At 33.5% G+C, this 13,509-nt stretch carries 11 protein-coding genes; 2 read left to right on the top strand and 9 right to left on the bottom strand.

The genetic code is table 11. The annotated features are described in order from the left end of the window. Window positions 1-11 precede the first annotated feature (11 nt). Window positions 12-542, bottom strand: a complete 531-nt coding sequence (locus EDD63_RS06030) for a transcription repressor NadR (protein WP_134169492.1) — start codon at window positions 540-542, stop codon at window positions 12-14. 10 nt (window positions 543-552) lie between these two features. Further along, window positions 553-2,286 carry an ABC transporter ATP-binding protein gene (locus tag EDD63_RS06025; protein WP_134169490.1) on the bottom strand — a complete coding sequence of 578 codons (1,734 nt, stop codon included), beginning with the start codon at window positions 2,284-2,286 and terminating at the stop codon, window positions 553-555. A gap of 573 nt (window positions 2,287-2,859) precedes the next feature. On the opposite strand from EDD63_RS06025, the gene EDD63_RS06020 reads away from it, so the two are divergent. Beyond that, window positions 2,860-3,237, top strand: coding sequence for a Spx/MgsR family RNA polymerase-binding regulatory protein (locus tag EDD63_RS06020; protein WP_134169488.1), 378 nt, complete (start codon window positions 2,860-2,862; stop codon window positions 3,235-3,237). A 280-nt stretch (window positions 3,238-3,517) separates the two neighbouring features. Continuing rightward, window positions 3,518-4,879 carry an ISL3 family transposase gene (locus tag EDD63_RS06015; protein ID WP_134169486.1) on the top strand — a complete coding sequence of 454 codons (1,362 nt, stop codon included), beginning with the start codon at window positions 3,518-3,520 and terminating at the stop codon, window positions 4,877-4,879. Window positions 4,880-5,036: 157 nt separating this feature from the next. Here the strand turns inward: EDD63_RS06015 and tnpA are convergent, their stop codons facing one another. From tnpA to nudC, 7 genes are all read right to left on the bottom strand, one after another. Further along, window positions 5,037-5,492, bottom strand: coding sequence for an IS200/IS605 family transposase (gene tnpA / locus EDD63_RS06010; RefSeq protein WP_134169484.1), 456 nt, complete (start codon window positions 5,490-5,492; stop codon window positions 5,037-5,039). A 274-nt stretch (window positions 5,493-5,766) separates the two neighbouring features. Next, complete coding sequence (locus EDD63_RS06005; RefSeq protein ID WP_166667563.1) at window positions 5,767-8,376, bottom strand: BspA family leucine-rich repeat surface protein; 2,610 nt, start codon at window positions 8,374-8,376, stop codon at window positions 5,767-5,769. A 152-nt stretch (window positions 8,377-8,528) separates the two neighbouring features. Then, window positions 8,529-9,923, bottom strand: a complete 1,395-nt coding sequence (locus EDD63_RS06000; RefSeq protein ID WP_134169480.1) for an RNA polymerase sigma factor — start codon at window positions 9,921-9,923, stop codon at window positions 8,529-8,531. Window positions 9,924-10,260: 337 nt separating this feature from the next. Then, entirely contained in the window at window positions 10,261-10,386 is a 126-nt protein-coding gene (locus EDD63_RS11710) for a hypothetical protein (RefSeq protein WP_279586078.1), read from the bottom strand. Then, window positions 10,371-10,643: a hypothetical protein gene (locus tag EDD63_RS05995; protein WP_134169478.1), complete on the bottom strand. Its 273-nt coding sequence runs from the start codon at window positions 10,641-10,643 to the stop codon at window positions 10,371-10,373. The genes EDD63_RS11710 and EDD63_RS05995 overlap by 16 nt, the downstream gene beginning before the upstream one ends. Window positions 10,644-10,661: 18 nt before the next feature. Further along, a complete protein-coding gene (locus tag EDD63_RS05990; RefSeq protein ID WP_134169476.1) occupies window positions 10,662-11,996 on the bottom strand; it encodes a hemolysin family protein in 1,335 nt (444 codons plus the stop codon). Between the two features lie 90 nt (window positions 11,997-12,086). After that, window positions 12,087-12,914: an NAD(+) diphosphatase gene (nudC, locus tag EDD63_RS05985; RefSeq protein WP_166667562.1), complete on the bottom strand. Its 828-nt coding sequence runs from the start codon at window positions 12,912-12,914 to the stop codon at window positions 12,087-12,089. Window positions 12,915-13,509: the final 595 nt, after the last annotated feature.

The raw sequence follows: 13,509 nt of genomic DNA, 5'->3' as shown, positions 1-13,509 counted from the left end.
TCGCATTCTCTCTATTCGTATAAATAATGATGTTCGCGCAATACGTTTTTAATCCGTTCAAATGTTTCCTCATTTGGACATTGAATCGTATGTAAATGGACGCCATCATTTAATTCACTTAAGTTACGAGCACCTAAGCTTTTACTTTTTTCCACAAATGCTTTTACATCATAACGTGAATGGATATCCAGTTGACCAATTAGTTCACCATATAATGGATGATCAACAATTACATTCACAATGATTCCACCTTGATCAACAATCAAAGAAAGTTCATCACCAGTTTGTGATTCTTCGTGTTTACATGCAATCGTATAATACTCGTCATGTTCACGTAAGTATAGATATCCTTTGACACTTGCCACAATTGGTTCTTGTCTAGCTTTAAGTATCGCGATATCACCAACGATGATTTGTCTTGATACTCCATACTTTTGCGCAAGTTTTGTTGCGTTAAGTGGTTGTGTTGTATGTTTTAAATCATCTAAAATCGCGTCACGTCTTTGACTTGTTAGTGCTTCTTTTTTCGGTTTATTTTCCATGGTTTATTCCTTATCTAAATTGCATTTCATACAATTTTGCATATTCACCATTTTTAGCGAGTAATTCATCATGACTTCCTACTTCATCAATTCCAGATTCACCTAAGACTACAATGCGTTGTGCATTTTTAATTGTAGTTAAACGGTGCGCAATCACAAATGTCGTTCTATTTTTTGCTAGTTGTTCCAGTGATTCTTGAACAACTTTTTCACTTTCATTATCTAAAGCACTTGTTGCTTCATCAAAAATAAGAATTGATGGATTTTTCAAGAAAACACGGGCAATCGAAATTCTTTGTTTTTGTCCTCCGGATAGTTTGACTCCACGAGATCCAATATCTGTATCATACCCATCTTCTAATTCAACAATGAAATCATGCGCATTGGCTTGTTTAGCTGCACGGATAATATCTTCTTCACTTGCATTTGGATTTCCATAGGCAATATTATCCATAATTGTTCCTGCAAATAAGTAGACATCTTGTTGTACAACTCCAATATGATTCCGTAAAGAGGATAATGTAACATCACGATTTGATATTCCATCAATACGAATCACTCCATCACTTAATTCATAGAAACGTGGAATCAAGGAACACATCGTTGTTTTTCCTGCCCCACTTTGCCCAACCAAGGCAATGTATTCACCAGCTTGTACTTGTAAGTTTACATCACGCAGTACATAATCACTTTTCTCATTATAACGGAAGTATACATGTTCAAAATCTACATTTCCTTTTACATCCTTTAATTCAATTGCATTCGGTGCATCTTCAATATCTGGATGAATTTCTAATAATTCCATAAAGCGTTCAAATCCACTGACCCCATCTTGGAAAGTTTCTGTAAAGTTAATTAAACGTTTAATTGGATCGGTTAGATTTGATATATATAATAGGTAAGCAATCAAGTCTCCTGCATTCATTTCCCCAATGCTAATGAAATATGCACCACCAATAATAATGATGACACTCAGCATTGAGATAAATGCGCCAATTCCAGCATGGAAACGACCCATCTTATGATATGAGTTACGTTTTGTATCAATCCATAAACTATTTTCATGAGAGAATCGATTCATCTCCGCTTCTTCATTGGCAAAACTTTTTACTACACGAATTCCAGATAAACTATCTTCAATACGTGCATTGATATCTCCAATTTTTTGACGATTGGCTTTAAATGCTCGTTTCATTTGCTTATTATAGTAAATCGCAAAAATAATCATAAACGGAATTAAAGCAAACATGATCAAAGTTAATGGAACATGAATCGCTAATAGGATTGCAAAGGCTCCCACAATACGAATAAATGAAATAACGATATCTTCTGGACCATGGTGATATAATTCTGTAAGTGAGAATAAATCATTGGTTAATCGTGTCATCAATTGTCCAACTTTTTGATCATCATAAAAGCTAAAACTTAACTTTTGGTAATGTTGAAATAATTCATTACGCATATCTGCTTCCATAAATGCACCCATTACGTGCCCACGATATGCTACATAGTAATTACATACATATTCAATAATCACGAGTACTAAAAATACCCCCGCAAAAACTGCAATTGCATCCATTTCGATAGAGCCACCACTACCTAGTACATCATTGGCAACATAACGCGTCATCAATGGGAATACTAAAGTAACTGCACTAGCGACAAAGGCGCAAAACATATCAGTAAAAAAGATTTTTTTATAAGGTTTATAATAGGATAAAAACTTCTTCATTCTTTTTGACATAAGTACCTCCAAACGCTATTCATTATACCATACATAAAACGTTTGAAAAAACGTATGCCCAAACACAAAAAATAAAGAGCCGCCGAGCTCTTTATTTTTTAATTATTTAAAAGGGAGAATATAATGAAGTATCTAGGATTATGTCGATACTTCAACAAACGGGTGTAACGTTTGTATACACATATAATACTGTCGTCAAGTGGGTACAATATCAATTCTTTATGGAAATTTGTGTGAAGATTTTGACCAATTGTAGAGAATTGATGTCCTTTCTGTCAAACGATGATGTTTACGACAAAATAGGTATCCTTCCTTCATCTGTAATCCATCTATTTTTTGGTAGATATACACTGAATTATCACATAACCCAAGCAAAATAGTAGGTATAAGTTTTATCAAAGAATTGGCGATTTTAACGTCTTTTTTCGGAAGATTCATATAATTTGCATATAATTCGTGTATATTGTTAAGAATTGGTTAAAATTGGTTTAAAATTCGGTAAAACTGGTAGGAATTAAAAGAATGGTTATGGTATTATAAGTGTAGGGAAAAGGAAAGGAGTAATAGGAAGATATGATTTTAATGTACACATCTTTTGGTTGTACAAGTGCAATCAAAGCGAAAGCTTGGTTAAAGGAGAACAATTTGAATTTCGTGGAAAAGAATATTCAAAGTACGCTGCTTAACAAGGAAGAGATCAAGTATTTGCTACAAAGATGCCCGAATGGAACTGATGACATCATCTCTACCCGTTCAAAAGCATTTAAAACATTAGGAAAGGACATCGATGATTTAACAGTCAACGACTTAGTAAACTTTATTCAAGAGAATCCTACCGTCTTAAAAAGACCAATTCTACTTGATCACGATAGTTTCGTAGTTGGATTTGACAACGATGAAATCACTGCATTCGTTCCAAGTGAAACACGTAACGTGTTTGGAAATGAGTAAATAGGCATCAATGAATAAAAAGGGGCTGTAACGAAATAGATTAGCTTATGATCTATGGAGGTTTATCAGCCTCCTTTTTTTGTTGTTTTGGCGTGACCATATAAAAACACCTTAAACATTTGGTATATTAAAAAATCGTGGGGCGAATCTGGCTTTAAATAAATCATGGGGTAATAAATAGTCCGCTTTAAAATATTTATGGGGTATTTATTACTCCATTTTTTTATTATGATTTTATTGGCCTCAGTTATTTTCATTTACAAGAGGAGGAAATAATCAAATGAAGAAATTTATAATGAAAGCTTTAGCTCTTTCTGAAGAGGCATACGATCAAATAGAAGAAGTTAAATCGTTAGAGGATTTCAACTTAGAGTTAACATTAAAAAAGAAAGTTCACTACTGTCCAAAATGCGATAAAGAAACAATGTATGTCAAAGGTTACACCAAAAGAAAAATTTCCCATTCATTTTTACTGAATCGGGAAACAACAATTTTTTATAATTGTAGAAGATATTTATGTAAGCATTGCCGTGCTTCCTTCACTGAAAGTAACCCATTCACTTTGAAGGACCAAACAAAAATATCTTCCTATTCAATTATAAGCATATTAAATGATTTGCGACCATATAATTCAACATTTTCTGATGTTGCCAGAAGATATCATATATCTGTATCAAAAGTCGTTGACGTGTTTGATAGTTACGTTCAAATACCACGTAAGAAGTTAAGTAGAATTATTTGTTTAGATGAGTTCTATTTCAATAGCCACTCTAAATACAAATATGCCTTTATGATCATGGATTTTGAAAAGAAAATCATCTTAGATATTTTGGAGTCTAGACATACTCAATTTTTAAACAGTTATTTTTATTCAATCCCAAGAGAGGAACGTAATAACGTTGATTACGTAATTATCGATATGTATAAGAACTATTGTGATTTAGCTAGTATATTCTTTAAAGAAGCATCTGTTTGCGTTGACCCATTTCACGTTGTGAAGAAAATTAATGATTCTCTAAATATCGTAAGAAAACGTATCATGAGAAAATACAACGATACTCACGATAGTAAGGAATACAAGTTATTAAAGTATAGATACAAAATCATTTTAAAGAATAGAGACAATATTAACTCAGATGCATTTTACTATGACAGGATTCTTGGCTTTCATACAAATGAGAATCGAGTACTCGAAGAAATCTTAAAAATAGATGTAGATCTAAGAGTTGCCTATCAACTAAAGGAAATGTATATTCAATTCAATGATCAAGAAGAACTTACGCATAATGCAAAGAAAACTAGAATACAGCTTGAGAGTATCATTGAAGCAATGGAAACCTCTGATATCAAAGAGTTCACTTACTGTGCCAATACCCTAATGAATTGGAAGAAAGAAATATTAAACTCTTTCGTTTGGATTAATGGTCGTAGATTGTCCAATGGTCCAATTGAAGGAAAGAACAACTACGTGAAGAAAATATTAAGTAATGCAAATGGATTTCGTAACTTTGACAGAGCGAGGAATCGTATTATATTTTCACAAAATCAATTCGAAAAGTTTTCTTTAACTAAGCACAAAAAAGAAATCAAAAAACCAGGTAAAAACCGAGGGAAATACAAAAAGAAAAACCAGAAAGGTTAACATAATCAAACTGGTATAATTCTAATCAAAACTGAGGCTATAAATAAATATCCACCGGCTTAGCCGGTGGTATTTTACTGTGCGGGCATAGCCCTCCTCCAACAGCCACCCCTAAAGGGGTTTTATTTCATTTGGCTTCGCCTATGCGTCTTGCACGCTACTTTCCAAACGGATCTTTCAAATTCATTGTTAATTGTTCTGCCTCACGGTCCTCTTTCAGTTGATTCTGTATATATTCTGTTATTTTCTTGGTGTTTTTCCCTACCGTATCAACGTAATATCCTCTACACCAGAAAGAGCGACCTCGATATTTGAATTTCATATTTCCCCATTTCTCATAGATTATCTGACTACTTTTTCCTTTTAAATATCCCATAAATCCAGATATGCTATATTTCGGAGGAATTTCTACTAATACATGGATGTGATCTACACACACTTCTGCTTCAAGTATATTTACACCTTTCCATTCACAAAGATCTCTTATTATTTTTCCTATTTCTAATCTTTTACTATCGTAAAATACTTTCCTCCTGTATTTCGGTGCCCATACGATATGGTATTTGCAGCACCACTTGCTATGTGCTAAACTATGTACGTCATTGTTATTCATTGACATTTCCTCCTTGTATTTATTGTTGGATGCAGTTGCTATGCCGCACCTCAATTATACAGGAGGGTTTTTTCGTTACCACTCCGCTAAAGCCTATCGGGACCCCCAGATTATCTGGGGGTATTATTTATACAATAATCCGTGGGGTAAAAGCACCCCACGGATATTTTAAGCATTTTCTTCAAACCCCTTATTTTTTTAAAGAGCCAGAATTTTGCTTAGTTGATAGACTCTTAACTTAATGACATTACAAATTTTTGAGTCTTTTTCCATACTATTTTTTCAGTTTTCTTCTGGTAATCATACCACCACTTAATAATGCTAATCCTAATAAAACGTATAAAGTCATAATGTTGGTTTCATCACCTGTTTGAACAGAACCAGAAACGTTTGCTGTCGAACCGTTAAATTCTGGAGCTACGTTTGGGTTGTTTACTACATTTTCTGTAGTACTTCCATTATCACTTTCATCAGCATTAATTACTGTGTTGTTATCATTTGGTGTATTTTCAGTTGGATTTTCTTTATCTTTATCTGGGTTTACTATTGGTTCTTGTGGGTTTTGTTTCCAGCGAGCATAAAGCGTAATGTCTTCGTTTCTTTCTTTCGCGATTTTTACTACTTCATTTCCACCAGTTTGTGCATCAAACCATCCTAAGAATGTGTATCCAGCTTTTGTTGGTTCTTCTAGTTTTTCTACGCCTTCACCAAATGCAAATCCTGCTGAGTTATCTTTGTGGTTTTCTCCACCGTCTAGTTCATATGTGATGGTATAACGGTTAAGTTCCCATTTTGCGTATAGAGTTACATCTTCCATCTGTGTTTCACTAATATTTGTCACTTCTGTTGTGAAGTCTGCATCACTGTACCATCCTTCAAATGTAAATCCTACTTTTGTTGGTGCTTTAAACGCTTTAACCCCTACACCAAAGGTGTATCCTAGTGGATTTTCTGAAGTATTTGCCCCTCCGTCTAATTCATAGTTAATTGTGTAATCATTGGCTTTCCATTTTGCATATAATATTACGTCTTCTAATTGTGTCTCTGAAATAGATGTTACTTCTGTTGTGAAGTCTGCATCACTGTACCAACCTAAGAATGTGTGCCCTTCTTTTGTTGGTTCTTCGAATGATTTTACTCCAACTCCATATGTGTATCCAGTTGGGTTAGTTGTTGCATTTTCACCGCCATCTAAGTTGTAAATGATGTTGTATTCTTTAGCTTTCCATTTTGCCTTTAGATTAATTGGAGTTGTAGCCATTTCTTCTATATTCAAGTCATTACTAGAAGCATAGCCATGCGGTGTGGTTGTTTCCATGTCCCATGCCAAATCACCAACTATTTCCCACCCTAGAAATTCATGTCCTTTCTTTGTTGGATTTGGAATATCTTTTATAATTGATGAAACTGTAGATAATTGATTAATAGTTTTGGTTGATATTAATGGGTTTCTATCTCCACCATTTAAATCAAAATTAATACTCACCAAGTATTCCCATTGGTATGTGTCTGGAATTGAGCCATCATAATTTTCCATGAATTCATCAGAATCGTTGTAAACGTTTCCTGTTGTTAATCCTATCCATCTTTCAGTACGCCAACTTGGAGTAGGTGACATCCAATTTTCTGTAAGCAGTGTGTCCCATCCAGAAAAAATTGAATTTTCACCCAACGCGATTGTATAAATCATATTATTTTTAAATATATAATCCTTATATATTACACTACTTGTATCCCATCCAGATAAATCTAGCGTTCTTAGACTAATCATATTTCTAAACATTTCTTTCATATTTATTACATTTTTTGTATTCCATCCAGACAAATCTAGCGCTTTGAAATCACTTGAGGAAAACATATTACTCATGTGTTTTACGTTTCCTGTATCCCATTTAGATACATCTATGGTTCTTAAACCACAACTAGTAAACATATAGTTCATATTTGTTACGTTTTTTGTATCCCATCCAGATACATCTAATGTCACTAACTCATCGCACCTTTGGAACATATAAGACATACTTGTTACGTTTCCTGTATCCCATTCAGATACATCTAGCTCTGTTAAAACATGGCAATAATCAAACATACTATTCATGTTTGTTACGTTTTTTGTATCCCATCCAGATACATCTACGGCTGCTAAAGTTTTACACCAAGAAAACATATAACCCATACTTGTTACGTTTTTTGTATCCCATCCAGATACGTCTAATGATGCAATACTACTACAACCGTTGAACATACCATGCATATTTGTTACATTTTTTGTATCCCATCCGGACACATCTAGCTTACTTAACCTATTGCACTGATAAAACATCTCATATAGTGATATGTCAGCTCCTATAAAAGTAAAATTCGTCCCGCCTTCTATGGTTTCAAGGGCTTTGTACTTTCCGAATAGGTTTTTTCCATCTTGAATGTTTACTAAATCATCAACTGTTATTTTCACAATACTATCTTTATACGCCGCAAAATTACCCGGAGCAGTATCATTGGAACCTCTCGCTCTTAACTCTCCTTCACTTAACACCAATTCTCCGTCATCGTAAAGTACCCAATCAACACCCCAATTTCCTTGAGCTGTAATCGTACGTGTTTCCCCAGCAGTAGTCACCGGTGTAATCGGTGCACTTAACGTTGCGGTTGCAACTGGTGCAACAAGTGCTGCTTTTGGTTCTGATTTCTCTTCTTCTATTTGTTCTACATCTACAGTTACTTCTTCAGTTTCTTCTTCTGTTTCTGTAACTTCTACTTCATCTGTCACTTCAGTTATTTCTTTTGGATCTTCAACAGGTTGCTCTACATCTGCAAATCCTGTCCCAGTTAAAAATAAACCACTAATTAAACATATCATTAAATACTTTTTTGCTTTATTCATAATTTCCTCCATTTATATTTACACTTTCACTTTTCATTTTTTCAATTTTTCTTTTTGTTAAATTTACGTAATCCACTGCATCTCTATACCTCCACACACATTTTTCTATACACCTAAAGGATTTAGTAATCCTTCAAAGGTTGGATAGTTTTTTAAATATTGAATCTAAAGGTATTTTTATTCCCCTTATCATCAACCAACACAACTTCTATTACATCCTCATATATTCCATGAATTACTTTACTCTTAGGTAAAGTAATTTTCTTATCCTTATATAATATGTACGACTTTTTATAATCTATCTTGTTCTTTGATTCTTTTATTTCAAATCGCATGACTCCTTTTGTATAGTTCATCGAAGTCACAACTGGGATATCGTTATCAATATTGTTGATATCAAAATACTTCTTATCGTTACCAATATTTATGACATATCGTCCGTTTACACTTGCATAGAATAATAGATACTCATTCGTTACTTGATAATTGAGTTTTTCATCCTCATATAAAATACTGATATCTTCATTTTGATATCCATTTACCAAATAGACTCGAACCTCTAACGGTCCTGCAATCGGATTTTGATAGTATTTAACTACATCGATTATATTTGCATAACTTGGCTTTTTATAGATGACTTTATTGTCAGAAGCGTTTGCTTCCGCAAATCTACAAATGTCTGCCGGTTTCGTTAATATATCATAACCACTAACTAACCATTCATCATGTATTCCAAACAACGATGGTAAAACAAGTGCACTAACAGTTAGACTAGATAAAACTAGGCTTGAAAATTCAATCGCATTCAATACTTGTCCGATTGCACTAGCAGCTTGACTTCCAAACTGACAAACACCCTGCAAAACACCTTGTAGAAACGAATAATCTGTTAACTCTATTTCAGTTGTTTCTTTTCCCGTAGACATCGCTTCATAGCTTTGCTGCATTTGAACAAATAATAACGGTCCTGCTTCTACACTGTAGTATGTTTCTGGCTTATATCCTTGTTGTTCTAAGTCCGCCATAACATATTGTCGAATATCATAGAGTCTACTTTTAACTAAACTAGGAGAAACATCTAACTTCTCTGCAATCTCCTTCATTGATAATCCACCAAGGAACCGCAATTCTGCTGTTTCCTTGTAGGTATCACTCAGTTTTTGAAATGAAGCTAGGATTACATTTAATATATTCAAGTCATCAAATTCTTTTTCAGGACTATCAGGAGCTATTACAACATCCTCGATATTATGTTCCTCGTTTGGCTGAATAATCCTGTCTTTTGCCCGTAGCTTCCCTTTGCATTCATTTCCTGCAATACTAAATAACCAGAAATGAAACGATTCTGAGTTTCGTAATTGATTAATCTTTGTTTGAACTGTACAAATTACATCTTGCATCACTTCTTCTGCATCAGCCGGATTTCTTAAAATCGATAATGCATAGTAATACAATGGTCCCTTATAAAAACTATAAATTTCTTCAAGAGCCCCCATATCCCCATTTTGTAATCTTCGTACAACTGAAACATCTATCCTTTCGTTCATTTTGTCCTTCCTTTCACGCACACGCAATCTTTTCTACAGAAGAAGGATGTTTTAATTAAAAAAATGTTGCTAGATTATTTTATAAAATTGAAAACATTAATACAATTCTAACAAATAGTTTTTATAACTACCATATTTTATAAGTAATTTGCTGTATTTTTTGTATGAAATTTCCCTTTGACCAACTTCATGAAATCTTATAGAATTATCTTATGTCTGCATTAATTCCCTTTTCGCGGACATAAACCTAATGGGCGGTTATCAACTAATACATTTTTCTATTCGAATGAGATAATCGCCTCCCCGAAAAAATAAGACGCCACATTGGCGTCCTTTTTTATTCTTGATTATCTTGTAACAATACTTCGTCGATTTCTTTCGCTAGTTCTTTTGCAGCATCTTCGCTTTTGTTAATGAATAAACTAACCGTTACATCCTCTTTTTTGTTTATAATATAATCCACAAAATTACAATCATTACAACAATAACAATTGCAAGTGCACCATTTAAAAATGCATGCACATATTGCTTTCGATTTTTAAAATTGTATGCATCAATCAATAATGTGATAGCAACTAGCACACTTGTGATACTCATTCCAAGATTCCAATCGATTAAATTCATAATTCTTGAAATGATAATACATGCTGCAGACAATGCATAAAGATACAGTTTCATCTTTTGCAGTTGTTCTGTTTTAATTGTTTCTGTGTTTGCCAATTGCATACCCTCACATTCTTATTTTGCTTGTTCTTTATCTAAAGCAAGTTCTTCTTCATCTAGTTTTTCTACTTTTGCTTCCTTGATGACTTTTTCATCAACTTGTGTAATTGTAAAACGATATCCAGCAAAATCAATATATGCATTATCATCTTTTTCTGGTAAACGTTCCAATTCAGAAACAAGGAACCCATTTAATGTATCATATTCATCTACTGGAAGTTGAATCTTTAGAATTTTCTCTACCTCATCAAGTTCAATTGAACCTTCCATCAAATACGTATGATCCCCAATTTTACGATATTCAACTGGTACATCATCGTATTCATCAAATACTTCACCAACGATTTCTTCAATTAAGTCTTCCATTGTGACAATTCCTGCAGTTCCACCATATTCATCAATTACAATTGCCATATGTTTATGACGTTTTTTCAAATCGTAGAATAATTTATCGATTGCTAGTGAGTCAGGCACAAATACTGCATCTTGAATAATGTTACGTAAATCAAATGTTTTTACATCATGCTTTTCATATACATAGCGAAGTAAATCTTTTGCGTGTAATAATCCTACAATATCATCTAAGGTTTCATCATACACTGGAATTCTTGTAAAGCGTGAATCTTTAAAGTAATCCATTACTTCATTATAGCTTGCATGAACTTCGAGACCTTCAACATCAACACGGTGTGTCATTACTTCACTTACTTCTGTATCGTTGAACTCAAAGATGTTATCAATCATTTCACGCTCAGTGACATTAATTTCACCTTCTTCGCTACTTGTTGCTACCATCAAACGTATTTCTTCTTCACTTACTAAATCATCACTCTTATTAGGGTCAATTCTAAGCAAGCGTAAGACACCATTTGTACAAAACGATAATACATACACAAAAGGTAAGAAAAGCTTGTACAGAAGGTTTATTGGTACTGCTACGACGTTTGCAAAGGTTGTTGGCTTTGCCATCGCAATTCGTTTTGGAACGAGTTCTCCAAAGATCAAAGTTACAAACGATAAAATGATTGTAATTAATGCCATAGAGATGCTACGCATAGCCCCAGCATTCAAAGATAATCCCATATTTTGCATCAACTCAACTAGATTATCCGCAAAAGCGTCACTTGCAAGAGCTGAGTTTAGAAACCCAGATAATGTAACCCCAACTTGGATTACTGACAACAAGCGATTGGGTACATTCACAAGACGATAAAGCATTGCAGATTTTTTATTTCCTTCTTCTGCTTCAATCTTTAATTTCTTTTTATTTAACGAGATTAAGGCAATCTCACTACCCGAGAAAAACGCATTTAATAAAACCAAAACAATAAGAATTATTATGTTTATCATCACTACCTACTTTCTTAAGAAAATTGTAAGGATTCTACCTATATAAGTCAAGAAAATCACACAATGGTTTTATTGAAAAGCAGATACATTTCAATGATTTCCATCCTTGAAATTTTGAATCATTTGACCAGTTAATGAATCTGTTGAAAAGTCATCACCAATTTCATCAACTTTCAACCATTGGGCTAGTGCAAGTTCTTCTTCATCTAACGTAATTTTTGTATCGCCATCCACTTCAGCATAGAATCCCATCAATATCGATTCACTAACACCCCATGGTTGGCTTTTATAGTAACGAAGATTTTTAATGTTGATTCCAACTTCTTCTTTTACTTCCCTTTGACATGCCTCTTCTACAGTTTCACCAATTTCAACAAAACCAGCAACTAAGGCAAAACGTGCATATTCCCTACCTGCATACTTTGTCAGTAAGAGTCGATCTCCACTGATTACAGCAACAATAACTGCTGGATTGATTCTTGGGTATTCAATATTCCCACATACTTCACAAACTAAAGCACGTTCACTTGTCGAATGATGAAATGCACTTCCACAATGTCCACAATACCGATATCGACGATACCATTGTGCTAAATGATATGCACTACTTGCTGCATAACTCACGACTTGTTGGCTTTGAGCTATAAAAGTACGTAATGGGGTATATGTATAATTTTCAATCATCGTACGATCCAAACCTATGAAAACATCATGTGAAGCAATTTGAAAACCATAGACGATTTGCTTAAAATGTATATTTGCTTCCTGTAGTTCCTTATATGTATAAAAACGAACATACTTTCCATCTTTTTTCGATAACAAACCTTGTTTACTTACTTGTACAACCCAAGCATCATCATGTATCTCTTTTTGTTTAAAACTATTATCTAATTGATCCGGATAAATTTCTTGTAGCATAGAATCCTTTCTCACTTCAATGAGTAGCATTTCTTCCAAAAAAATGTTTGATTTTTCCAAACTTTAACTTTTTCAATCATATGAAGTGTAAGTATTTTTATTTATGATAAGATAATAATACCACTTTATATAGGAGAGTGGATAGAACTTCTATGATATTGAATATTAAACATATTCCCTCAATGTTTTCTTATAATTAATGATTTTACACATTTAATATTCATAACCCCTACATAGAAGTAAAGCAAAAACCATTGGACCCCCACAGACCAATGGTTTTTTATATTCCACAAAAAAAGGCGCTTTTTCTTAATGTGTGGGTGTGGTATTACTATTACTTAATGTGTGGTATTTTTTGAGGCACCATTACTTAGTGTGTGGGTGCCCCTTTTTTTTATAAAAAACCCTTCATGTTATTATTGTTCTCGTGAGGAAAAATAATTATGAAGGGAGGATTAAATCCTATGAAAAAGTTTATCACATCTCAACTAAATATCAACGAAGAAGATATTGAATGTTTAGATGTTGAGTCAAAAAAAGAAGAAACCATTTTTAAGGTCGTATTGAAATCCAAATTTGAAGAATGTCCATATTG

It is taken from the genome of Breznakia blatticola (genome assembly GCF_004365815.1).
Taxonomy (GTDB): Bacteria; Bacillota_I; Bacilli_A; order Erysipelotrichales; family Erysipelotrichaceae; genus Breznakia; species Breznakia blatticola.
This window is presented reverse-complemented; position numbering and strand designations above follow the sequence as displayed.

What these genes read in the sequence shown, in the direction of transcription:
- nudC (WP_166667562.1), bottom strand. Translation starts at nt 12,914, where the DNA reads ATGCTACAAGAAATTTATCCGGATCAATTAGATAATAGTTTTAAACAA.
- EDD63_RS06000 (WP_134169480.1), bottom strand. Translation starts at nt 9,923, where the DNA reads ATGAACGAAAGGATAGATGTTTCAGTTGTACGAAGATTACAAAATGGG.
- EDD63_RS06030 (WP_134169492.1), bottom strand. Translation starts at nt 542, where the DNA reads ATGGAAAATAAACCGAAAAAAGAAGCACTAACAAGTCAAAGACGTGAC.
- EDD63_RS05990 (WP_134169476.1), bottom strand. Translation starts at nt 11,996, where the DNA reads ATGATAAACATAATAATTCTTATTGTTTTGGTTTTATTAAATGCGTTT.
- tnpA (WP_134169484.1), bottom strand. Translation starts at nt 5,492, where the DNA reads ATGAATAACAATGACGTACATAGTTTAGCACATAGCAAGTGGTGCTGC.
- EDD63_RS06025 (WP_134169490.1), bottom strand. Translation starts at nt 2,286, where the DNA reads ATGTCAAAAAGAATGAAGAAGTTTTTATCCTATTATAAACCTTATAAA.
- EDD63_RS06005 (WP_166667563.1), bottom strand. Translation starts at nt 8,376, where the DNA reads ATGAATAAAGCAAAAAAGTATTTAATGATATGTTTAATTAGTGGTTTA.
- EDD63_RS06015 (WP_134169486.1), top strand. Translation starts at nt 3,518, where the DNA reads ATGAAGAAATTTATAATGAAAGCTTTAGCTCTTTCTGAAGAGGCATAC.
- EDD63_RS06020 (WP_134169488.1), top strand. Translation starts at nt 2,860, where the DNA reads ATGATTTTAATGTACACATCTTTTGGTTGTACAAGTGCAATCAAAGCG.